At 64.1% G+C, this 22673-nt stretch carries 21 protein-coding genes; 11 read left to right on the top strand and 10 right to left on the bottom strand.

Annotation, left to right across the window (positions count from 1 at the left end):
• From AC0NIL_RS11010 to AC0NIL_RS11000, 3 genes are read right to left on the bottom strand one after another with little or no spacing between them, the layout of a single operon-like run.
• Positions 1–1266: a CCA tRNA nucleotidyltransferase gene (locus AC0NIL_RS11010; protein WP_337123830.1), complete on the bottom strand. Its 1266-nt coding sequence runs from the start codon at positions 1264–1266 to the stop codon at positions 1–3.
• Positions 1263–1898 (bottom strand): CoA pyrophosphatase, encoded by a 636-nt coding sequence (locus AC0NIL_RS11005; RefSeq protein ID WP_027162168.1) that lies wholly within the window; start codon positions 1896–1898, stop codon positions 1263–1265. Before AC0NIL_RS11005 ends, AC0NIL_RS11010 begins: the two co-directional genes overlap by 4 nt.
• Positions 1898–2527 (bottom strand): DUF1285 domain-containing protein, encoded by a 630-nt coding sequence (locus tag AC0NIL_RS11000; protein ID WP_473573573.1) that lies wholly within the window; start codon positions 2525–2527, stop codon positions 1898–1900. The genes AC0NIL_RS11005 and AC0NIL_RS11000 overlap by 1 nt, the downstream gene beginning before the upstream one ends.
• 154 nt (positions 2528–2681) lie before the next feature.
• Here AC0NIL_RS11000 and AC0NIL_RS10995 point away from each other — a divergent pair, with 154 nt between their 5' ends.
• The 4 genes from AC0NIL_RS10995 to AC0NIL_RS10980 all read left to right on the top strand — a co-directional run bounded on the left by AC0NIL_RS10995 (position 2682) and on the right by AC0NIL_RS10980 (position 9609).
• Positions 2682–3686, top strand: a complete 1005-nt coding sequence (locus AC0NIL_RS10995; RefSeq protein ID WP_013529968.1) for an AAA family ATPase — start codon at positions 2682–2684, stop codon at positions 3684–3686.
• Positions 3686–4648, top strand: a complete 963-nt coding sequence (locus tag AC0NIL_RS10990) for a DUF58 domain-containing protein (RefSeq protein WP_013529967.1) — start codon at positions 3686–3688, stop codon at positions 4646–4648. Before AC0NIL_RS10995 ends, AC0NIL_RS10990 begins: the two co-directional genes overlap by 1 nt.
• Positions 4645–7467: a DUF4159 domain-containing protein gene (locus AC0NIL_RS10985; RefSeq protein ID WP_473573574.1), complete on the top strand. Its 2823-nt coding sequence runs from the start codon at positions 4645–4647 to the stop codon at positions 7465–7467. Before AC0NIL_RS10990 ends, AC0NIL_RS10985 begins: the two co-directional genes overlap by 4 nt.
• A 63-nt stretch (positions 7468–7530) precedes the next feature.
• Positions 7531–9609 carry a membrane protein gene (locus AC0NIL_RS10980; protein ID WP_027162170.1) on the top strand — a complete coding sequence of 693 codons (2079 nt, stop codon included), beginning with the start codon at positions 7531–7533 and terminating at the stop codon, positions 9607–9609.
• Positions 9610–9663: 54 nt separating this feature from the next.
• On the opposite strand, the gene clpS is transcribed toward AC0NIL_RS10980, so the two are convergent.
• The 4 genes from clpS to AC0NIL_RS10960 form a co-directional block, all read right to left on the bottom strand.
• Positions 9664–9969 carry an ATP-dependent Clp protease adapter ClpS gene (gene clpS / locus AC0NIL_RS10975; protein WP_224621525.1) on the bottom strand — a complete coding sequence of 102 codons (306 nt, stop codon included), beginning with the start codon at positions 9967–9969 and terminating at the stop codon, positions 9664–9666.
• A 139-nt stretch (positions 9970–10108) separates the two neighbouring features.
• Positions 10109–10474, bottom strand: coding sequence for a hypothetical protein (locus AC0NIL_RS10970; protein WP_013529963.1), 366 nt, complete (start codon positions 10472–10474; stop codon positions 10109–10111).
• Between the two features lie 215 nt (positions 10475–10689).
• Positions 10690–10923 carry a hypothetical protein gene (locus AC0NIL_RS10965; protein ID WP_013529962.1) on the bottom strand — a complete coding sequence of 78 codons (234 nt, stop codon included), beginning with the start codon at positions 10921–10923 and terminating at the stop codon, positions 10690–10692.
• A 39-nt stretch (positions 10924–10962) separates the two neighbouring features.
• Positions 10963–11265, bottom strand: a complete 303-nt coding sequence (locus tag AC0NIL_RS10960) for a hypothetical protein (RefSeq protein ID WP_024504541.1) — start codon at positions 11263–11265, stop codon at positions 10963–10965.
• Positions 11266–11518: 253 nt separating this feature from the next.
• On the opposite strand from AC0NIL_RS10960, the gene AC0NIL_RS10955 reads away from it, so the two are divergent.
• Both AC0NIL_RS10955 and AC0NIL_RS10950 read left to right on the top strand, forming a co-directional pair.
• Positions 11519–12235, top strand: a complete 717-nt coding sequence (locus tag AC0NIL_RS10955) for a response regulator (protein WP_013529960.1) — start codon at positions 11519–11521, stop codon at positions 12233–12235.
• Entirely contained in the window at positions 12232–13638 is a 1407-nt protein-coding gene (locus tag AC0NIL_RS10950; protein WP_024504540.1) for an ATP-binding protein, read from the top strand. Before AC0NIL_RS10955 ends, AC0NIL_RS10950 begins: the two co-directional genes overlap by 4 nt.
• Positions 13639–13690: 52 nt before the next feature.
• Here AC0NIL_RS10950 and choV read toward each other — a convergent pair whose 3' ends face one another.
• The 3 genes from choV to AC0NIL_RS10935 form a co-directional block, all read right to left on the bottom strand.
• On the bottom strand, positions 13691–14872 hold the full coding sequence (gene choV, locus AC0NIL_RS10945; RefSeq protein ID WP_024504539.1) for a choline ABC transporter ATP-binding protein: 1182 nt from the start codon (positions 14870–14872) through the stop codon (positions 13691–13693).
• Positions 14869–15723, bottom strand: coding sequence for a choline ABC transporter permease subunit (choW, locus tag AC0NIL_RS10940; RefSeq protein WP_013529957.1), 855 nt, complete (start codon positions 15721–15723; stop codon positions 14869–14871). Before choW ends, choV begins: the two co-directional genes overlap by 4 nt.
• Before the next feature lie 134 nt (positions 15724–15857).
• Entirely contained in the window at positions 15858–16793 is a 936-nt protein-coding gene (locus AC0NIL_RS10935; protein WP_013529956.1) for a choline ABC transporter substrate-binding protein, read from the bottom strand.
• 237 nt (positions 16794–17030) lie between these two features.
• Between AC0NIL_RS10935 and AC0NIL_RS10930 the strand changes: the two genes are divergently transcribed.
• The 5 genes from AC0NIL_RS10930 (at position 17031) to AC0NIL_RS10910 (ending at position 22633) form a co-directional block, all read left to right on the top strand.
• A complete protein-coding gene (locus AC0NIL_RS10930) occupies positions 17031–17642 on the top strand; it encodes a thymidine kinase (RefSeq protein WP_013529955.1) in 612 nt (203 codons plus the stop codon).
• A gap of 89 nt (positions 17643–17731) precedes the next feature.
• The gene (locus AC0NIL_RS10925) at positions 17732–18121 is read left to right on the top strand and encodes a c-type cytochrome (RefSeq protein WP_473573575.1); all 390 of its coding nucleotides are present in this window, start codon (positions 17732–17734) and stop codon (positions 18119–18121) included.
• A gap of 311 nt (positions 18122–18432) precedes the next feature.
• The gene (locus tag AC0NIL_RS10920; RefSeq protein ID WP_473573576.1) at positions 18433–19521 is read left to right on the top strand and encodes a hypothetical protein; all 1089 of its coding nucleotides are present in this window, start codon (positions 18433–18435) and stop codon (positions 19519–19521) included.
• A 31-nt stretch (positions 19522–19552) separates the two neighbouring features.
• Positions 19553–20698: a hypothetical protein gene (locus tag AC0NIL_RS10915; protein ID WP_473573577.1), complete on the top strand. Its 1146-nt coding sequence runs from the start codon at positions 19553–19555 to the stop codon at positions 20696–20698.
• A 24-nt stretch (positions 20699–20722) separates the two neighbouring features.
• Positions 20723–22633 (top strand): AAA family ATPase, encoded by a 1911-nt coding sequence (locus AC0NIL_RS10910; RefSeq protein ID WP_473573578.1) that lies wholly within the window; start codon positions 20723–20725, stop codon positions 22631–22633.
• The last annotated feature ends 40 nt before the right edge of the window (positions 22634–22673 follow it).

Below are 22673 nucleotides of genomic sequence, written 5' to 3'. Positions count from 1 at the left end.
CTACCCGGCCTGCAAGGCTTCGGCGGCGCGCTTGAGGAGCGCGTCGCGATCAGGGGCAAACCCGGCTTCGACCCATTCCGCTTCGAGATTCCTGAGGATTTCGCCGAGTTTCGGGCCTGGAATTGCGCCGAGCGCCGTCAGATCGGCACCTTTCAGCGGAAACAACGGCTCTTCCCATTTGGTGGCGAAGCCAAGCAGGCGCGAAAAGCCACCGGCTTCGAGCAGCGCCTCATTGTCCTCGACGGCGCGCATCCTGGCTGCCGCAAGCGACAGCCGCAGACGGTCGACAAACCCCTGCCGGTCGCCGCGATAGAGCCTTTTTGCCAGTTCGCCCTCGGTCGTCTTCGGCTCGACGGCGGTGGCGAGCGCCCAGTGGCGCAGGCGATCCGCTTCGGCGGTCGAGAGTTTGAGCCGCTCGGCGAGCGACTTCATGCGAGCGGCATCGGGCGGCACGATCGCTTCCAGTCTGAGCAGCGGGTCGGGTGCCCAGCCCAGATCCTTGCCGGCCTTGGCCAACCCATGGATGGCATCGATGCCCCATTTCTCGCTTTCCGGCAGCGCCGCGGTCAAGACACCTGCCTGCCGCATCCAAAGCAGCGCCCGTGACGGATCGGGCGCCGACAAAAGTTTCTTCAGTTCCGACCAGATTCGCTCGGACGAAAGCTGGGCCAGCCCTTCCTTCAGACGGGCGCAGGCTTTCAGCCCCTCGGCGTCCGGCCGTCCGTCGCCGTACCAGGCGAAGAAGCGGAAGAAGCGCAGGATGCGCAGGTAGTCTTCGCGAATGCGCGCTTCCGGGTCGCCGATGAATCGCAGCCGGCGCGCCTCGATGTCGGCAATGCCGCCGACCAGGTCGACCACCTTGCCATCGGCCACGGCATAGAGCGCGTTGATGGTGAAGTCGCGCCGCTCGGCATCGAGCTTCCAGTCGCGCCCGAACGACACTTTCGCGCGCCGCCCGTCGGTTTCGATATCGGCGCGCAAGGTGGTGATTTCATAGGGCTTTCCACCGGCAACCACGGTGATTGTCCCATGCTCGATACCGGTTGGCACCGCCTTGAACCCTTCCGCTTCGGCGCGGCGGAGGGTTTCCTGCGGCAAGCAGGTGGTGGCGATGTCGATGTCGGCGACCGGCTGGCCCATCAGTGTGTTGCGCACCGCGCCGCCGGCGACTCGCGCCTCTTCACCGCCTTCGGCCAGTGCGAACAGCAGGCGCTGCAGATGCTTGTCGGTGAGCCAATCGGCCCTGCCCGCGATCGAGACACTCACGCATAGAGCCTTTCATAGAGAGTACGAATGATGCCGGCGGTGACGCCCCAGATGCGCCGGTCGCCGTAAGGCATGTCGTAGAAGAACCATTCGAGATCGTTCCACATACGGCTGTCGCGCTTGTGGTTGGCCGGGTCCATCAGGAAGCGCAGCGGCACTTCGAAAGCGGCATCGACCTCGTCTGCGTTGAGCGTCAGTTGGAAACCGGGCCGCACGATGCCAAGCACCGGGGCGATGCGGTAGCCGCTGCCGGCGACATAGTCGGGCATGCGGCCGATGATCTCGATGCGATCTCGGCCAAGCCCGATCTCCTCGAAGGTCTCGCGCAGCGCCGCCGCCTCAGGGCTCGGATCGGTCGGATCGATAGTGCCGCCGGGAAAGGCCACCTGCCCCGAATGGCTGCGCAGCTTTTCGGCCCGTTTGGTCAGAAGAACCGTCGCATCGCCCTCATGATCGACCACCGGGATCAGCACCGCGGCATTGCGCAGCGCCTTGCCCTGGTTGAGGCGCGGATGGCCGGGGTTGAAGCGATGGTCGCCATAGTCGTCGTCGCCTGCATGCGCATCGGGCTGCACGGCAAAGCGCGCGCGAAAATCCGCGGATGAAAACGGCGCCGGCGTCGCCTGGTCCATCACGCGCTCAACCGCTTCAACTGGTCCGCCGGCATGATCGAGAACACGGCGCCCTTGGAGCGCACCGCGAACATCGTCTCGCCGTCGATTTCGATCTCCTCGCCATGCCCGACCAGTTCATACATCACCGGCCGCGCCACCAGCGCCTCCAGACGGCCACGCACCAGCACATAGGGCTTCAACCCGCCGGTCTCGTTCTCGTCGACAAACCGCAGCGGCCGTTGCGGCCCGGCTTCGACGACGTCGCCGACATTGGTGCGGAAGGTGATTGTCTGCGCCTCGCCGCTGCCCGAAACGTCCATTTCGACGGCGATGAACGGCGCATCGGCGACGCGGATGCCGACCTTTTCCACCGGTGTCACCAGATAGGTCCTGCCATCGGCGTCCTTGCGCAGCACCGAGGAGAAAAGCTGCACCAGCGGCATGCGCCCGATCGGCGTGCCCAGATAGAACCAGGTGCCGTCGGCCTTGATCTCCATGTCCAGATCGCCGCAGAAGTCGGGATTCCAGCGTTCGACAGGTGCCGCGCCCTTGCCGGCACGGGCGGCGCGCGAGATCAGCGCCTCGAGACCACGCACCTCGGTGGCATCAGTCAGGCTTTCTTCACGATGTCCCAAGGGTCCCGTCATGGTCACGAAATAGTCACTGTTGTTCCGCTTGTCAGCCTAAGTCTGTGATTTAAGTTTCGATGTAGGCGCCACGCGAGGCCGAATCGCGGCAACTTATGGTATGGTGCAGCCGTTGTTCCAGCCATGGTATTCCAACCACAAGGATCGATGCGGCATGAGCGTGATGGTCAAGGAAAGCCCGATCAGCGAAAAGGACATGATCGCCGAGGCCGAAAAGGCGCTTGCCGACATCTCCCGGATCCGCGACGGGGTCGGCCGGGTCATCTTCGGGCAGGAAAGCGTCGTCGAGCGCACGCTGGTGGCGCTGCTGGCCGGTGGCCATGCGCTGCTGGTCGGGGTGCCGGGTCTCGCCAAAACCAAGCTGGTCGAAACACTTGGCATCGTGCTCGGCCTCGATTCGCGTCGCATCCAGTTCACGCCGGATCTGATGCCGTCCGACATCCTCGGCTCCGAAGTGATGGAGCAGGACGAGACCGGAAAACGCTCCTTCCGCTTCATCTCCGGGCCGATCTTCGCCCAGCTGCTGATGGCCGACGAGATCAATCGCGCGTCGCCGCGCACCCAGTCGGCGCTGCTGCAGGCCATGCAGGAATACCACGTCACCATTGCCGGCGCCCGCCATGACCTGCCGGCGCCCTTCCACGTGCTGGCAACCCAGAACCCGCTGGAGCAGGAGGGCACCTATCCGCTGCCCGAGGCACAGCTTGACCGCTTCCTGATGCAGGTGGACATCCTCTATCCCGAAATCGAGGCGGAGCGCCGCATCCTTCTGGAAACCACCGGCATCGAGGACGCGAAAGCGCAAAACGTGCTGCAGCCGGTGCGGCTGAAGGAGATCCAGACGCTGATCCGCCGCATGCCGGTGCCTGAAAGCGTCGTCGAGGCGATCCTGACGCTGGTGCGCTCGGCGCGTCCCGGCCAAGGCAATGCCGAGACCGACAAGAACGTCGCCTGGGGTCCCGGCCCGCGCGCCAGCCAGGCGCTGATGCTGTGCACAAGGGCGCGCGCGCTTTACGACGGACGGCTGGCGCCCTCGGTCGACGACGTCCGTGCGCTGGCCGAGCCGGTGCTGCAGCATCGCATGGCGCTGACCTTCGCCGCCCGCGCCGAAGGCACCAGCGTGCGTGACGTGGTGGCGAAACTCGTGAAAGGGATTTGATGCCGCGCATCGGCGAGGTCCAGGCTCCGGCAGCGACGCGCGACGCGCTCGCCCGTGGCCGGTTGCGGGCCTCGCTTGTGCCAGACCTGCTGGTCGAGGCGCGGCGCATCGTCAACACCGTGATCGCCGGCTGGCACGGCCGCCGCAAGCGCGGCATCGGTGAAAATTTCTGGCAGTTCCGCCCCTACGTCGAGGGTGATTCCTCGCGCATCGACTGGCGCCGCTCGGCCCGCGACGATCACACCTATGTGCGCGACCGCGAATGGGAAGCCGCCCATACCGTCTGGCTGTGGGCCGACCCCTCGCCGTCGATGCTCTACAAATCGACAGGCGCCAGCGTTTCCAAGCAATCGCGCGCGCTGGTGCTGGCGCTGGCCATGGCCGAGCTGTTGTCGCGCAGCGGCGAACGCATCGCCTGGCCGGGCCTCACCGACCCGTTCACCGCCCGCAACGGCGCCGAACGCATTGCCGCCCAGTTGATGCATGCCGGCGAGCTGCCGGCAAAACCCGACCTGTCCGACATCAGGCGCTTCTGCGACATCGTCATCGTCAGCGACTTCCTCGATCCTGTCGAGGAGACGATGGCCTGGCTCGACGTGCTGGCCCGCCACGGCGTGCGTGCCCACCTGATCGAGGTCGCCGACCCGGCCGAGGAGACCTTCCCCTATGCCGGCCGCACCGAATTCACCGATCCCGAGACCGGCGACAAGCTGACCGCCGGCCGCGCCGAAATGCTGGGTGATGAGTATCGCCTGCTCTACACCGCCCGCCGCCACGAACTGGCCGCCTGGTGCAAGCGGCTTGGCTGGAGCTTTACCGTCAACCACACCGATCGGCTCGCCTCCGACGCGCTGGTGCGGCTGCACATGGCGATGACCACTGATGGCCCCTCGGTCAGGCCGACCGCTGGCGGTCGTGCAGGCATCGCTGGTGGCGATCGGCCAGGAAAGGCTGTCGCATGAGTTGGCTGCCGCTCTCCTTTGGCGCCCCCATGGTGCTGTGGGGCCTGCTGGCACTGCCGGTGATCTGGTGGCTGCTCAGGCTGACGCCGCCCAAGCCGCAGACCGAGATCTTCCCGCCGCTGAAGATCCTGGCGCGCGTGCTGAAGCGCGAGGAGACGCCGCAGCAGAGTCCGTGGTGGCTGACGCTGCTCAGGCTCTTGATGGCGGCCCTCATCGTCGCGGCATTGGCCGACCCGGTCTTCAATCCGCGCGAAAAGCTGCCGGCCGAGGGAGCCGCCCTTGCCCTGGTCATCGACAATGACTGGGCAAGTGCCGCCGACTGGGGCAAACGCGTCGCCACCGCCGAGCGGCTGATCAACGACGCCGGCTCCAACGGCGTGCCGGTCGTCATCGCCTTCACTGCCGAAAAGGCCAATGCCGAGATCGGCCCGTTCGATGCCGCCACCGCCCTTGACCGGCTGCGCGCCGCCAAGCCGCGGCCGATCCCGACCGACCGGCCGGCCGTCTATACCCGCGTCGCCGGCGTGCTGGAGACCTTGCCCGGGGCCAGTGTCGCCGTGCTTGCCGACGGCCTGGCGGCAAAAGGCGATGAAGCCGCCTTCAACACGCTTTTGTCGAAAAATGCCGCCCGTGTCGTCTGGGCAACCGCCGACAGGCTGTCGCTGACGGGCCTGACCGCCGCCGACAACCAGGTCGACGGCTTTGCGCTGACCGCCATCCGCGCGCCGGGCGACCCTGCCCCGGCGCAGGTCACCGCCGGCGCCTTCGACGACAAGGGCCGCCGCATCGCCGATGCGACGCTGACCTTTTCGCCTGGCGAAACCACCGCCACCGGCACCATGGCGGTGCCGTTCGAATTGCGCAACGACTTCGCTTCGATCGCGCTCGACGGCGAGCGGCAGGCCGGTGCGGTGCGCGTCCTCGACGAAAGCTCCAAGCGTCGCCGCGTCGGGCTGCTGTCGCAGGCCGAGGCCGACCAGGCGCAGCCGCTTTTGTCGCCGCTCTACTACATCAGGCGGGCGCTGCAGCCCTTCGCCGATCTGGTCGAACCCTCCAGCGCCGACCTCGCCGACGCCATCCCGCAGATCCTCGACCAGAAGCCCGCGATGATTGTCATGGCCGATATCGGCACCATTCCCGGACAGGTCCGGCAGAGACTTGTCGATTGGGTCGACAATGGCGGCACGCTGGTGCGTTTCGCCGGTTCGCGGCTGGCCACCGCAGGCGATGACGACGATTTGCTGCCGGTCCGCCTGCGCACCGGCGAGCGTTCGCTCGGCGGCGCGCTGTCATGGACGTCGCCGCAGCCTGTCACCGAATTCCCCAAGGCCGGCCCGTTCGCCGATCTGGCGCCGCCGACCGAGGTCACTGTCAGCAGACAGGTGCTGGCCGAGCCGACACCCGATATCGTCGAGCGCACCTGGGCGGCCCTTGCCGACGGCACGCCGCTGGTCACCGGATTGAAGAAAGGCAAGGGCACGCTGGTGCTGTTCCACGTCACCCCTGAGGCAACCTGGTCGAACCTGCCGATCTCCGGCAGCTTCGTCGAGATGCTGCGCCGCATCGTGCAGCTGTCGCGCAACCAGGGCGCGGCCATCGCCAATGCCGAAGCCGCCGCGGCGTCGCTGGCGCCCTATCGCATGATTGCAGCCGACGGCTCGCTGGTGCCGCCGACGCCGGATGCACGGCCGCTTGTACCGGGCGCCGGCGCGCTGCCGGTGACTTTTGAAAACCCGCCCGGCCTTTATGGTTCCGAGACGGGTGTGTTTGCCCATAATCTGCTTGAAGCCGACAGCACGCTGGCCCCGCTGGTGCGCCCGCAAATCACTGTTCCCGTCACCTCGATCCAGTATGCCTTTGACGAATCGCGCAATTTGAAGGGCGCGCTGGTCGCGGCCGCCCTGGTGCTGATGCTGCTCGATACGCTGGCAGTGTTCTGGATGGGCGGCCTGTTCTCACGCCGACCGCGCCGCGCCGGTGCCATGGCAACCACCGCCGCGGTCCTGATTGCGCTGGGTAGCTTGTTCGGTCATGCCGACCTTGCCCGCGCCGACGACGCCAAGCCGGGTGACGAAATTGCCATCGAGGCGATTTCGAAGACCCGCATCGCCTATGTGCTGACCGGTGTGCCGGGCGACGATTCGATCAGCCGTGCCGGGCTCGAGGGCCTGACCCGCTTCCTGGTTGAAAAGACGGCCCTTGAACCGGGCGCACCAGCCGGTGTCGACATTTCGAAGGACGAGCTGTCGTTCTATCCTTTGATCTACTGGCCGATCGATCCGGCCGCCCCGATGCCGAGCCAGGCCGCCATCGCCCGCATCGACGCCTATATGCAGCAGGGCGGCACGGTGCTGTTCGACACCCGCGACCAGTTCGCCAACGGCATCGGCGCCGATTCGATCAGCCCGGCGACGGAGCGGCTGCGCGACATCCTCGGCAACCTCAACGTGCCGCCGCTGGAGCCGGTGCCGTCCGACCACGTGCTGACCAAATCCTTCTTCATCCTGCCCGAATTCCCCGGCCGCTTCGCCGGCAGCCCACTGTGGGTCGAGGCGTCGCTCGACGCCAGCAATGCCGAGAACCGGCCGGTGCGCACCGGCGACGGCGTCTCGCCTATCATGATCACCGCCAATGATTTTGCCGGCGCCTGGGCAGTCGACGAGAATGGCGATCCGCTGCTGCCGACCGTACCGGCGGACCCGATGCAGCGCGTCTACGCGCTGCGCGCCGGCGTCAACATCATGATGTACATGCTGACCGGCAACTACAAATCCGACCAGGTGCACGTGCCCATACTGCTCGAACGGCTGGGGCAGTAAGATGAGTTTGTTTGGTGCCCTCCGGTCGCGGATAAACCCTCCCCAAAAAGAGGAGGGTAAGGAATGAACTGGTCGATTTCCTTCGAACCGCTGATCTCCTGGCCCCTGTTGGCCTTGGCGCTGGTGCCGCTGGCGCTGCTGGCGCTTGTCGGCCTGTGGTTTCGCCAGCGCGGCTCGGTCTTCCGCTTCATCGCCCTTTTGGCGCTCGCCGCCGCTTTGTTCAACCCGGTGTTCCTCAACGAGGAGCGCGAGCCGCTGAAAAGCGTTGTCGCCCTCGTCGTCGACCGCAGCCAGAGCCAGGATATCGGCGATCGCACCAAGCAGACCGACGAGGCGCTGGCCGGGCTGCAGCAGCGGCTTGGCCGCTTCAAGCAGTTCGACGTGCGGGTCGTCGAGGCCGGCAAATCCGAGGCCGCCGAAGAGCGCACCGAGACACGGCTGTTCGGCGCGCTTGAAGGCGCCTTCCGCGACGTGCCGCCGTCACGCATCGGCGGCGCGATCATGATCACCGATGGCGAGGTCCATGACGCGCCGCCGGGCGCGCCAGATTTCAACGCCCCGCTGCATGCGCTGATCACCGGCAACGACCACGAAAAGGACCGCCGCATCCGCTTCGAGAACGCGCCGCGCTTCGGCCTTGTTGGCAAGCCGCTCGACATGACCTACCGCGTCATCTCGACCGAAAACGAGACTGGCCCAGTCGATGTGCGCGTCTCGGTCAATGGCGAGCAGGTCGCCGTCGAGCACGCCACCGTTGGCCAGGCCATGCCGCTGCAGGTCACCATTCCGGGTGCCGGCCGCAACATCGTCGAACTCGCCATCGATCGCGAGCCGGGCGAACTGACCGACACCAACAACCGCGCCATCGCACTGATCGACGGCATTCGCGAGAACCTGCGTGTGCTGCTCGTCTCCGGCGAGCCGCATGCCGGTGAGCGCACCTGGCGCAACCTGCTGAAATCCGACGCCTCGGTCGATCTTGTCCATTTCACCATCCTGCGGCCGCCGGAAAAGCAGGATGGCACGCCGATCAACGAATTGTCGCTTATCGCCTTCCCGACCCGCGAACTGTTCGTCGAGAAGATCAAGGATTTCGACCTCATCATCTTCGACCGCTACCAGCACCGCGACGTGCTGCCGATCCTCTATTACGACTACATCTCCGAATATGTCGAAAAGGGCGGCGCGCTGCTGATCGCGGCCGGCCCCGAATATGCCGGCGAAAGCTCGATCGCGCGCACGCCGCTGATGGCCGCCCTGCCGGCGATGCCGACCGGCGAAGTTGTCGACAAGGCCTTCTATCCGCGCCTCACCGAACTCGGCCAGCGCCATCCGGTGACGCGTGGGCTCGATGGCTCGGCCACCGAGCCGCCGCACTGGAGCCGCTGGTTCCGCACCATAGGCGTGCAGAACCCGGAAGGCGAAGTGGTCATGAAGGGCGCCGACAACCGGCCGCTGCTGCTGCTCGACCGCAAGGGAGAAGGCCGCGTCGGCATGCTGCTGTCCGATCAGGGCTGGCTGTGGGCGCGCGGCTTCGAGGGCGGCGGCCCGCATGTCCAGCTTTATCGGCGCATCGCGCACTGGCTGATGAAGGAGCCGGAGCTCGAGGAGGAGCGGCTGACCGCCGATGGTCGTGGCATGGTGCTGGAAATCCGCCGCCAGACGATGGCCGACGATCCCGGCGCCGCGCAGATCATCACCCCGTCCGGCAAAACCTTGACCGTCAAGCTCGACAAAGCCGAGCCCGGGGTCTTCCTCGGCAGCGTCGAGACCAGCGAGATCGGGCTCTACCAGGTCGCCAATGGCGACCTCACCGCGCTCGCCCATGTCGGGCCGGTCAACGCACCGGAATTCGCCGACGTCATTTCCACCGAAAACCGGCTGAAGGCGCCGGCGGAAGCCACCGGCGGCAGCGTGCGCCGGCTGGCGTCTTCCACAGCCCTTGGCAGCGACGTGACGCTGCCTTCCATCGTGCCGGTGCGCTCGGCTGGTGCCGCATCCGGCAGCGACTGGATCGGCCTGCGCACGACAGACGACAGCGTGCTCAAAGCCGTCTCGCGCGTGCCGCTGTTCGGCGGCTTCCTCGGCCTCGGCCTGCTGCTTCTGGCAATGGGTTCGATGTGGTACCGCGAGGGACGGTAGCGCGGCGCTCTTTTTCCTTCTCCCTTGTTGTGGGAGAAGGGAAAGCCCCCTGCTCTACTCCTCCGGCTCCGTCGTGAACATCAGCGGATAGCCCTTGGCCTTGCCGGCTTCGGTGGCGCGCGTCGCCTTGGTCTCGGCGACATCCTTGGTGAACACGGCGACGACGCAGACGCCACGCCGATGCGCAGTGATCATCACCCGGTGCGCTTGGTCCTCGCTGAGTTTGAACTCGCCCTTCAGCACCGTCACCACGAATTCGCGCGGCGTGAAATCGTCGTTGATGAGGATGACCTTGTAGAGTTTTGGCCGTTCGACTTGCGGCTTGATCTGGGTACGCGGTTTTGTGGTGATTTCGGGCATCGGAACCGACAGTTTTGCGTAAGCGATGTGACCGCCATTCTGGCACCGGTGAAACCGGTCGTCCATTTTGATCGACGCGCGAAACCGGTGTCCGCCGACGCGGCCATTCACAATCATGTGGGAAGGTGTCGGTTGCCGTTCAACGGCCTTGGCGGCCGAACATGCGACGGCCGGGAATCTGCCGCACGGCCGCAGCGGGCGGTATATCGGACCGAAAACGGTTTCCGCCGGCATCCGCCCGGCGTTCCAGCCAGGTCGCGATCGGCCACGCGGCGACGCAGATCAACGTCGCGCCGGTCAGCACGACCAGCAGCCAGGTCTGTGCCGGCGTTATGTAGTCCCAGTTGGTGGAAATCGCCGGCGCGAACAGCGAAGGCTCGGTGCGTCCGCTGGCCGGATCGGGGACCGGGCTGGCGGTGAACAGGATAAGCACTCTGGCGAGGCCGGTGGCAACCAGACCGCCGATCACCATCGAGCGCAAAATGGACGAAAGCCGCTTCTTCATGCGGATTGTCCTACACGGCCGGCGTTGCAAACGGGTTAAGTGTCAGTCAAGGCGGAAGCTGCCGGTGCCAGACTTCGCCAAAGATCAGTTGAACCCATCGACCGCTGCATCGCCAATGTCAGGGCTTCAGCGGCTCGGACAGGAAGAAGGCCGCTCCAACCGAAACCAGCTGGAGCGGCCTTGGTCAACAGGCCGGCATTTTATGCCGGACCTTATCAGGTCTTCGGGGCGTCCTTCTTGACGGCCTTCTCAGCAGCCTTCTTGTGCTTCTTGACGGTCTTCTTGACGACCTTCTTGGGAGCAGCCTTGGCCGGAGCGGCAGTCGCCGGAGCGGTGGTCGTCGAAGCAGCCGGAGCAGCGGTCGTGGTGGCGGCGGCGTTGCCGAGAGCCGGCATCGCGAAAGCGAGAGCGACGGCGAGACCGGTTGCGGAGAGGATGGACTTTTTCATGGCTTCGTTTCCTTTTTATGCGGGTCAAGTTTCGGAGCGTTACTGAACCGGGTCGTTCGGCGTCACTCCAAGCAGCTTCAAAGCATTGGCGAGCATCCGGATGCCCTGTGCCTGTTTCTTGGCGGCGCAGTACCGGTTGCCCTTTCTCTGAAGTGCCTTTGCCGCGGTGACCTGCGTTGCCGTGGCATGGGTTTCGAGGGCTTCATCAAATTGGTGGCTGAGATTGGCGCACCGTTCGCTCCGGGTTGTGAGCGTCGCCTTTGCGTCCGATTGTCCGACAGCGGCAGTGACCAGGCAGAAGCCCAGCAACGCACCCAACAAACTGATCGACAACCTTGGCATCGGTTTATCCGTAAACCCGGAGACTAGCGTCGCAGCCGATGACCTGACCGCCACGAGATCAGTTATGCCTTTGAAATTTTTCAGGAGTTTTTCTGAACTGTAGAATTTTGTTTCTGGAGTGTGTCTGAGAAAGCCGGTGTGAACCCCATCATAGCCACTGGCCAACATATGGCCTGAATTCTATCGTGTGGGTTGCGACCGAAGGGCTTGGCAATCAAAGACAGAAGGGCTTGGCAACAATGACAGGGCTGCTGTGAAATCCGATGCACACATACTGATCGTCGACGACGATAAGGGCATCCGCGACCTGCTGCAGGAATTCTTCCAGAAGCGGGGCCTGCACACCTCGGTTGCCGCCGACGGCATCGAGATGGAGACCATCCTGCGGCGCGTCCAGGTGGACCTCATCGTCCTCGACGTGATGCTGCCCGGCAAAAGCGGGCTGGAGCTGTGCCGCGACCTGCGCGCCCAGTATTCGACGCCGATCATCATGCTGACCGCCGTCACCGAGACGACCGACCGCGTCGTCGGCCTGGAAATGGGCGCCGACGACTATGTGCCCAAGCCCTTCGACCCGCGCGAGCTTTTGGCGCGCATCCGGGCCGTGCTCAGGCGCAATGGCGCCGCCGAGCCGAAGCGCGCCACCACCAAGCAGATCTACCGCTTCGCCGGCTGGACGATGGACTGTGCCCGGCGCCGGCTGATCGCACCCGACGATGTCAGGGTCGAGCTGACCATGGCCGAATTCAACCTGCTGCAGACCTTCGTCAAGAGTGCGCAGCGTGTGCTGACCCGCGACCAGCTCATCGAACTGTCCGGCGGCGACAGCGACTATTCCTTCGACCGCAGCATCGACATCCTGGTCAGCCGGTTGCGGCGCAAGATGGAGGACGACCCGAAGACGCCCAAGCTGATCCTGACCGTACGCAGCGGCGGCTACCAGTTCCTGCCCGAGACGACCTCCGAATGAGACGTTTCCTGCCGCAGACCTTGCCTGTCTGGGTGCTGCTGATCGTCATTGCCGGCCTGCTGATCAGCCAGGTCGCGACCCTCTACATCGTCTCGCGCGACCGCGCTGCCGCCAACGACGTCGTCGACCTCTACCGGCTCAACGACCGTGCCTTCTCGCTGGTGCAGCTCATGCATGACGCCAGTCCGGACGAGCGCAAGGCGACGGCGACCGGCCTGTTCAACTCCACCTACGCGCTCACCGTTTCGGACACGCCGGCGGTCACTTCGTCGATCGCCGGCGATGACGAACTGGCCGAACTCGAAGACATCCTCGTCGGCCGGCTGTCCAAATTCGGCATCACCGATGCACGCGTGCGCCGCGATCCGGCGACGCGCGAGGCCGACGACGCGGACGGCACGACGCCAGGACCCGACATCGGCCAGGTCGAGCGCGACCTTCTGGTGCTGGCCGCCGACTTCGCCCAGAGCGACAAGCTGACGGCATCGCTGCGCTTCGCCGACGGCCAATGGCTGAATTTCACCGAACCGATCACGCCCGTCGGCCCGATCCTGAGCTTCGACAGCCTGCCGCTCTATTCGCTGATCGCAGGGCTGGTGGTGATCATGTCGATCTGGTCGCTGCGCCGGCTGACGGCGCCCTACCGGATGATGGAAACCGCCGTGAACCGGATCGGCAAGGATCTGAAGAGCCCGCCGATCGCCGAGAGCGGCAGCCGCGAGGTGCGTGCCGCCGCCAAGGCGATCAATGCCATGCAGGCGAGATTGCGCGAATATGTCGAGGACCGCGAACATCTGGCGGCGGCACTGGCGCATGACCTGCGCACGCCGATGACCAGGATGCGCCTGCGCCTGGAGCTGTTGCGCAAATCGGCGGTCCGCGAGGCGCTGGCCCACGATCTCGCCGATGTCGAGAGCATTGCCAGTTCGGTGATCGACTTTGCCACCTTCGAAGTGACCGAGGAAAAGAACGAACGCATCGATTTCTGGTCGCTCGTGGAATCGATCGCCGACGGCTATGACGACGTATCGTTCGACGACGAGACCCGTTCGCGCGGGCTGATCTGCATGGCGCGGCCGGTCGCGCTCAAGCGCTGCGTCACCAATCTGGTGCAGAACGCGGTCACCTACGGCAAGAAGGCGCATCTTTCGCTGCGCCGGTCGGAGGACATGATCCTGCTCACCATCCGCGATGAAGGGCCTGGCATACCGCAGGCGCAGATCGACGCCGTGTTCGGCTCGTTCGTGCGCCTCGAACAATCGCGCAACCGCCAGACCGGCGGTCTTGGTCTCGGCCTGACCATTGCCCGCAACATCGCGCGCGCCGCAGGTGGCGAGATCCGCCTGTCCAACAATCCCGGCGGCGGCCTGCTGACGCAACTGCGCCTGCCGCTGGCGGCATAAAAACAAGGCGCGCCCGGTCGCCGCGCCTCGCCGCCGTTGGATTCCGGAGAAACTACCGCCGCAACACCGCGCTCAGCACGTCGCGAATGCCGATGGCGCCGACGAAGCGCGACTGGTCGTCAAACAGCGCTACCGGAGCGGTCTGCGAACGGTGCATGGCCAGCATGACGGTTTTCAGCGAGGTGCCCGGGTTGGCCCAGAACACTTGCGCGGCTTCCTCGGATTGGCCTTCAACGTCGGCGCACGACACCCAGACCGCCGGCTTGCCGTCGCGTTCAGCCGCCGCCACCAGCCCGTGATCGTCGATCTTGAAGCGCGTCGTCTTGCGGCGGTCGAGCCAGACCCAGCCGTCCTTGCCGTGCTCCAGATCGCGACGGTCGCGCATCACGTTCCAGGCGGTCAGCACCGACAGCGGGTTCACATTGGCGATGAAGTCTCGGACATAGTCGTTGGCGGGCCGCAGCACGATGTCTTCGGGCGCGCCGGTTTGCACGATGCGCCCACCCTCCATGATGGTGATGTGGGAGCCGATCTTCAGCGCCTCCTCGAGGTCGTGGCTGACGAAGATGATGGTCTTCTTCAATTCAGCCTGCAGCTGCAGCAATTCGTCCTGCAGCTTGGTGCGGATGAGCGGGTCGAGCGCCGAGAACGGCTCATCCATCAACAGGATCGGCGCCTCGGTGGCGAAGGCCCGCGCCAGGCCGACGCGCTGCTGCATGCCGCCCGAAAGCTCATGCGCATATTTCTTCGACCACTGGTCGAGATTGACCAGCTTGAGCTGGCGTTGGACGCGCTCCTTGCGTTCGGCTTCCGGGACGCCGGCCAGTTCGAGGCCGAGACCGACATTCTCCTCCACCGTGCGCCAGGGCAAAAGGCCGAACTGCTGGAACACCATCGCCACCTGTTTCTGGCGCAGGCGCCGCAAGGTCGCCTCGTCGCAGGTGACGACATCGACGGTCTTGTCGCCATCCTTGACCAGCACCTGGCCGCGCGACACCACGTTGAGCCGGTTGACCGCCCGCAGCAATGTCGACTTGCCCGAACCGGAGAGGCCCATCAGAACGGAGATCTCGCCCTCGTTCACGGTCAGGCTGGCGCCGGCGCAGCCCAGTACATTGCCGGTCTTTTCGAGGATCTCGGCGCGGCTGGCGCCGGCGTCGATCATCTTCAGCGATCCGGCCTGGTCGGCGCCGAAGACGATATCGACGTTCCTGAAATCGACGGCGACGGTCATTTCTTGCCTCCAACGGCGATGCGGGTCATCCGGTCGAGCACGATGGCCAAAACGACGATGGCAAGCCCCGCCTCAAGCCCGAGGTCGATGCGGCGCGAGCCGAGCGCCCGGTTGATCTCGGTGCCGAGCCCGCCGGCGCCGATCAATGCGGCAAACACCACCATCGACAGCGACAGCATGATCGATTGCGTCAGGCCGGCCATGATGGTGGGCAGCGCCGACGGCAGTTCCACCTTCCACAGCAGCTGGCTCTTGGTGGCGCCGAAAGCCTCGCCGGCCTCGACGATCGACTTCGGCACCGAGACGACGCCCAGATGCGTGAGCCGGACCGCGGTCGGAATGACGAAGATGATGGTGACGATGAGGCCGGGCGCGTTGCCGAGGCCGAACAGCGTCAGCACCGGGATCAGGTAGACGAAGGTCGGCAGCGTCTGCATCAGGTCGAGCACCGGCAGCATGACGCGGTAGACCTTCGGCTTGTGCGCTGCCCAGATGCCGAGCGGCACGCCGATGGCCATGGCCATGGCAGCGGCCGCGACGACCAGCACCAGCGTCTGCACCGTCTGCTTCCAAAGGTTCTGGTTGATGATGAAGATCAGGCCGAGAAAGACGCCGATGGCAAGCGGTCGCGAGCGTTGCAGCAGCCAGGCGATAACAGCGATGATCAGCGCCAGCAGCACCGGCGGCACCATCAAGAGGATGCCGACCAGCCCATCCAGCAGGAAATTGAGGCCATTCGAAAAGGCCCTGAACACAGTGTCGAAATTGTCGGTGAGGAAACCGAAGAAGGCCTTTCCCCAGGCGCCGATCGGAATCTTGTGATCGACCATGAATTTCGAAATCGGATCCATATCGCCCCTCTCGTGCAGGAGACCGCCCTGCCCCTCGGCCTCGACCGTCGTCATCTTGTCACAGGATATGAAAAAGGGCAGCCTTTTCTAAGATGGCTGCCCTTCCTGGTTCGGCTTTGCCGAATTCAGTCGGCTCAGCTTCCGAGCGCGGTCTTGATGGCGGCGGCAGCGTCACCGCCGTCGAAGGTAGTCACGCCGGCTATCCACGGGGCAACGGCATCCGGGTGCTTCTTCAGCCAGTCGGTTGCAACCGTATTGGCGTCGCCGCCCTTGAGGATCGCGTCCATCATCTCGCCTTCCATGTCCAGGTTGAACTTCAGGTTGGCGATGAACTTGCCGGCGTTCGGGCATTCGGTGGTGTAGCCCTTGCGCACATTGGTGTAGACGGTGGCGGCGCCGAAGCCGCTGTCGCCCATGCCGTCGAGATAGGTGATCTTCATGGCGCCCATCACCGGATGCGGCGTCCAGCCGAGGAAGGCGATCCATTCATTGTTCTTCATCGACTGCTCGGCCTGCGTCAGCATGCCGGCTTCCGAGGATTCGACCAGCTCGAAGCCTTCGAGATTGTCCTTCGGGTTCTTGATCATGTCGAGGATGATGCGGTTGCCGTCATTGCCGGCCTCGATGCCATAGATCTTGCCGTTGAACTTGTCCTTGAACTTGCCGATATCGGTCAGCGATTTGACGCCGGCGTCGGCGACATAGGTCGGCACGACGATGCCGTAGCCGGCGCCGGTCAGGTTGGTGCTGATCGTCTCGACCGAACCGTCGGCTGTATAGTCCTTGATGTCGTTGGTCATCGACGGCATCCAGTTGCCGAGGAACACGTCGAGATCCTTGTTCTTCAGCGACGCCATGGTCACCGGCACCGACAGCTGGATCGTTTGCGGCTCATAGCCGAGCGCGGTCAGCAGCACGGAGGCGACGCCGGTCGTCGCCTGGATGTCGGTCCAGCCGACGTCGGAAAGGCGCACCGCCTTGCAGCTTGCCGGATCACCGGCGTAGGCAGCGCTGGTTGACAAAAAAGCCGCCAGGCCGAGGCCGGCGACGAAAGAGTTCATACGCGACATAGACAGTCTCCCATTGTGATTCTTTGGCGAAGCGTAGCTACGGTTTCTATGCCCGCCTTGTTTCGTCAGCCAAACACCATTCTGGTGTGGTTTCAAGCATTAAGACAATCACGATCAACGGCGCGGGCTGGCCAATCAGCGACACATCAGGCGCTTTTGTCTGGCCAGCCGGCTTTTTCAGGGGAATGCCGCTCTGGCCCCTCCCCGTGTCAGGCCAAGTCGGCTTAAAAGAGCGGCATGGCCAAGCTTTACTTCCACTACGCGACGATGAACGCCGGCAAGACGACGATGCTCTTGCAGGCCTCTTACAATTACCGCGAGCGCGGCATGGGCACGATGCTGTTCGTCGCCGGCCACTACCGCAAGGGCGATACAGGCCTGATCTCGTCGCGCATAGGCCTGGAGACGGAAGCCGAGATGTTTCGCGACGGCGACGATCTGTTCGCCCGAGTCGCCGCTCATCACGCGCATACGTCGGTGCATTGCGTCTTCGTCGACGAGGCGCAGTTCCTCGAGGAAGAGCAGGTCTGGCAGCTCGCCCGCATCGCCGACCGGCTGAACATCCCGGTCATGTGCTACGGCCTGCGCACCGATTTCCAGGGCAAGCTGTTTTCTGGCTCGCGCGCGCTGCTGGCCATCGCCGACGATTTGCGCGAAGTGCGCACCATCTGCCGATGCGGCCGCAAGGCGACGATGGTCGTGCGCCTCGGCCCCGATGGCAAGGTGGCGCGCCAGGGCGAGCAGGTGGCGATCGGCAAGGATGTCTATGTCTCGCTCTGCCGCCGCCACTGGGAGGAAGAGATGGGCCGCGCCGCGCCAGACGACTTCATCGGCTTTATCAAGGGCTGACGGTCGGCGGCCTTGACCCCGGTCCTATGCAGCGTTTCTTAAGGCCTCGGTACTATAACGCAGCCAGCCAGAGCTCCCCGGGGTCAGCCATGCTTCGAGCCGCTTCGTTCGCCAGTATCCTTCTCCTTGCCAGCTCGCTCGTAGCCCATGCCGGCGGTGATCCTGCCCTGGGCAAGAAGGTCTTCAACCGATGCATGGCCTGCCATGACGCAGCCACCGACCGCGACAAGGTCGGTCCGCATCTGTTGGGCGTCGTTGGCCGCACCGCCGGCAGCGCCGAGAGCTTTCTTGACCACTATTCCGAGGCGATGAAGAGTGCCGGCGCCGCCGGCCTGGTCTGGGATGAAGCCAATCTCGCCGAGTATCTCAAGGCCCCAAAGCTGAAGGTGCCGGGCAACAAGATGGCCTTCGGCGGCCTGACCAATGACGACGACATCGCCAATGTCATCGCCTATCTGAAGGCCGATCCCAAGCCCTGATCCGCTGTTCGTCAGCTCTGTAAAACCGGCTTTCCCGTCGCATATCGCGGCCGCGATTGCTTCAGTGATTTGCCGAATACAAAGGCATCCGTGCGCCATCGGCTTGCCGCATGAAAGTTCAATGACAGCTGAACTACGGCTGGCAGGCAAGCTAATCACGCCAGGCCCCCGCCTTCACTGGTTTTCAAGACCCTGATGGATTCTTTTGTTTTCACGCCGCCCTTGTCTTCACGTCTTTCAATCCCCCGATGCCCCACATATATTCGCCGCTGTTCGCGACCAGCGACGTCATGCCGAAGCGGGAGGCCCCAATGGCGACATTGCAGAATTTCGACGCCGAAATTGCCAAGACCAAGCAGGTCGTGCAGGACATGCGCTCCAAGATCGAGCAGTCCGGCACCATGCTTGATACGCTCGCCACATCGGACAAGAAGATCGGCGACGCCAATTTCGACCTCGAGAACGCCCGCATCGAGGATGTGCTGAAGCAGCAAAAGGTGATGGAAGGCAACATTGCCGACCTGATCATCGGCCTGGAGGACGCCACCAACGTCTTCGGCTCCGAGTTCGAGAGCATGAAGAACTACACCGGCTGGGAAAAATTCATCGGTATCTTCTCCAGCCAGAGCAAGCAGCGCATGCGCACCGACCGCGTCCGCAACATGTCGCTGGCGGGCAACCTGCAGGAACTGCTGGTCAAATCCGACACCATCGTCGGCATATTGAAGGCGCAGAAAGAGGTCCTCGACCAGCGCTACAAGACCTCGGAAACCAGCCTGTCGCAGGTGATCGAGCGCCGCAAGACCACCATGACCAACCTCGAAGCCGTGCAGAAGCGCATCGAGGAGCTCAACCCGATGCTGCTCGACATCGAAAACAAGATCGCCGCTTCGACCAGCCAGAAGGACCGCACGCAGCTCGAAGGCGAACGCTCCAAGCTGGCGACGGAATACAACGAAAAGCAGGCCAAGGAGCAGGAGCTGCTGGCCGAGAGCCAGACGCTCGAGCGCTACACCTCGATGTTCCAGACCTTCGTCGATTCGCTCAACAACCAGATCGCCGCGCAATCGACGCTGATCAACAAGCTGACCATCGATACCGAGCAGCGCATCGTGCTCTACAAGGCGCTGGAAGATTCGCTGAAGACCGCCGCCCAGCAGGACGTCGCCCACAAGATCAACACGCTGGGCAGCCAGGTCGACAACACCGCCGAGGAAACCATGGCCGGCATCGGTGCTGCTTCGCAAAAACACATCGGCGACCTACTCGAGATGCACGAGAAGAACATGGTCGCCACCGCCGACATCCAGCGCCGCAAGAAGCTGGCCGACGATGCCTTTGCCCGCCGCTTCAACGAGGTGCTGAAGAAGCACAATTCGGCAAACTACGTGCAGTCTTAGGGGTGATAGGACTGCCCGCGAGCGCACAGGCATGACCCCCGAAAACGAAGCGGCGGCACGATATTTCTCCGCCATCACGGCCGCGCTGAGCGGCCTTGAAGTGTTCATGCGCGACGATCGCTCGCCGCTTTACCGGCACGGCATCGTCGCCAAGATCGTCGCCGAATACATCGCCCGGCTCGACAAGTCGTTTTCCTGCTGGCGCAACCGGCTGGGCTTCATGGATACGTTCCGCATTTCGCGGGCCGAAAGCGGATTCCCGGTGTTCCAGAACCTGCTCGAACTGGAAAACGACCGCCGCCAGGCCGACGCGCGGCTTGCCAACATCCCGCTCGCCGGCGAATTGCGCGAGGAAATGGCCGACTTCATCCTGCGCCACAAGGAATTCCCCGAGGCGCTGCAGAAATCGATGGCCGAGCGGCTCTATCTCGAGGACGTGAAAAGCGAGAACACCTTCGGTCCCTTCACGCTGGCGCAAACCGCCAAAGTCTCGGTCAATCCGAAGACGGGACGGCCCTATTATCTCGTCCATTGGGCGACGTTCGACGGCAGCGCCAACCTGCCTCTGGTCTACATGGTGACGGTGGAGGATTCTTCCGACGCGATGATCCGCCAGCTTGTCGACAGAAACGGCAAACTCAACGAGACGGTCGACATTCCGCTGCCGGTCGACGGCCTGCTCAATCCCGAGCTTGCCCATCGTTTCGACGATTTCACCGAGAAGAACTCCGCCTATACGCTGTCGCCGGCGACCATCGCGGTCAACCTCGACAAGGATTTCGAACCGCTGCACCCCAAGCAGCTGCGCCGCGTCGTGCTCGGCCCGTTCTATTCGGTGGGGATTACCGACAACAATTCGACGGTGACCGAGGTTCTGGCCAAGGTGCGCAAGCCGGAAAATGCCTGGCTTTTGACCTGGACGATCCAGGAGATCTATTCCAAGAGCGAGAAACCCGGCCGCAAGGGCCTGTTTTCGAGTGAGAAGGCAACGCAGGAATTCTTCATCAACACTGATGATCTGGAAGCCGCGCGTCAGGGCGTGTCGAGCTATGAAAACCATGCGCTGATTCCGCACGAGGCCTATCAGGCACTCTACGCCGCCGGCGAAGCACAGAAGATTTTTGCCGGCTACAAGGTTCATATCCTGTCCAACGGACAGGTCATCTCAGACGTCTGACCGTCACACCACGGAGCACCCTTCATGGATACCGGCCTGACCACCATCCCGGAAGCCGCCATCGAGAAGCACCGCGCCACCGCGCAGAGCTTCATCACCCGCATCGTCGTGCTTGAGGACCCGTCACGGGAGTCCGGCACCGCGCTTGCCGGCACCAACCGCCGCTTCGTCTCGACCGTCTCGGTCGGCTCGGTGCGTCGCACGCGCGAGGTCGAGCTGGCCAAGACCGTCGGCGCCGTTCATCCCGACGACCAGCTGCTGACCATCCCGCAGCACACGCTCCTGTTTCGCGCCCGGCGCGGCACGGCGATCGCGCTGGCCATATCGGACGTCTTTGCCGAAGGCTCCGACCTCGAAAGCCTGCAGGCCAGGAATACCCGCGCGCCGCTCGAAGGCGACGAAGCGGCCACCTTCAAGAAGCTTCTGTCGGCCTCGGCTTACATCTCCGCCTTCAGCCTCGCCTCCTACCTGTTCCAGCTGATCGACAGCGACGGCGAGGCACCCAACGACATCCCCGAACCGGACTTCCTGTTCGACACGCCGCAGGATGCGGTGAAGTCGATCCTCGCTGGCCTCGACAAGGCGATCTCGGGATCGTCCGATGATGCCGATTTGATGACAAGGGCACGCGCCTTCGCCCGCGTCGCCATCGACGGGCTTCTGGCCCGCAAGGGCCGCTTCGACGGCATCGGCCCGTTCGAGAACGCCCATATCCGCATCGATGCCGACAATTTCACTCTCGATGGTTTCGACGTCGCGCCGGGCAAGCGCTCAAAACCGCTGGTGATGACCTTCAAGAAGCCGGAAGAGGTCGTCGGCAACCACATCGCCAAATACCAGTCGGTCAAGCTCGCCAAGATGCTGATGGCCTATGATTTCGAGCGCGAACTCAATCCGTTCGTCGAGCTCGGCGGCTTCCTGTTCACCTTCATCGGCGACGGCGCCCCCGGCACCGGCAAGACGACGCTGATCCAGATGATCGCCGGCCTCGTCAACGGCTATTGCCAGGTCGCCGGCTATCCCTTCGCCTACGAGAATTTCGGCGTCGACCAGATCTCGTCCTACCAGGGCAAGTCGGGCCAGAACTGCCGCCAGTTCATCAACAATGTCTTGAACCCGCGCGTCATCGGCTTCGGCACCATCGACGACATCGACCAGGTGGCGGCGCGCCGCTCCGACGACCGCGCCTCGGCCGGCCAGCAGGAAATAACAGGCGTCTTGATGGACGCCTTCGCCGGCGCCGCCACCGTGGTGCGCGGCAACTGCTCATTCGGCATGTTCTCCAACTACCCCGAAAATGTCGACGACGCGCTGCGCCAGCGCGCCGGCGCCCGCTGGCTGGTCGACGGGCCGCAGAGCCGCGACGACTACATCGATATTTTTGTCCTGCTGGCGGGGAAAAACCACAAGATCCCGCTCGGCGAACACGACCTCTACGCCGCGCAGGAAATCCAGCGCGCCGTGACCGAAGCCTATGAGGAGCACGAGAAGCCGCAGGAAGATGGGCTGATGAAGGTCTACGAGCGCTACATGAAGGAGAACGGCGCGCCGAAATCGATGGCCGATATCGGCACCTATCTGCACCTGATCAAGGATGCCGAGCCCCGCTTCACCGGTCGCGCCATCAAGAATGTCACCGACGCCATCAAGATGCGCGCCATGGACATCGAGCTTCCCGACGATTGGTTCGAGAAGCCGGAAGTCTTCATGCACAAGGGCTACGACGAGAAGAAAGCGATGATCGAGGAACTGCGCGGGCCGTTCTCGATGGACATGGTCATGCAGGAGATCAACCGCTACGCCGACTCGGAGTTCCGTTATTCCGACAAGTCCGACGACTCCGCCGTGGAAAAACTGCTGCGCGACGCCCGCCTGCGCGAACGGGCTGCGCGCGAGATGGAGGAGATGAAGAAGAAGGGGCTATGGAATGCGTGAGCTGCGCCGGCCTTCCCTTCACCCCTTGTGGGAGAAGGGA

This window comes from Mesorhizobium sp. WSM1343, assembly GCF_055901535.1.
This window is presented reverse-complemented; position numbering and strand designations above follow the sequence as displayed.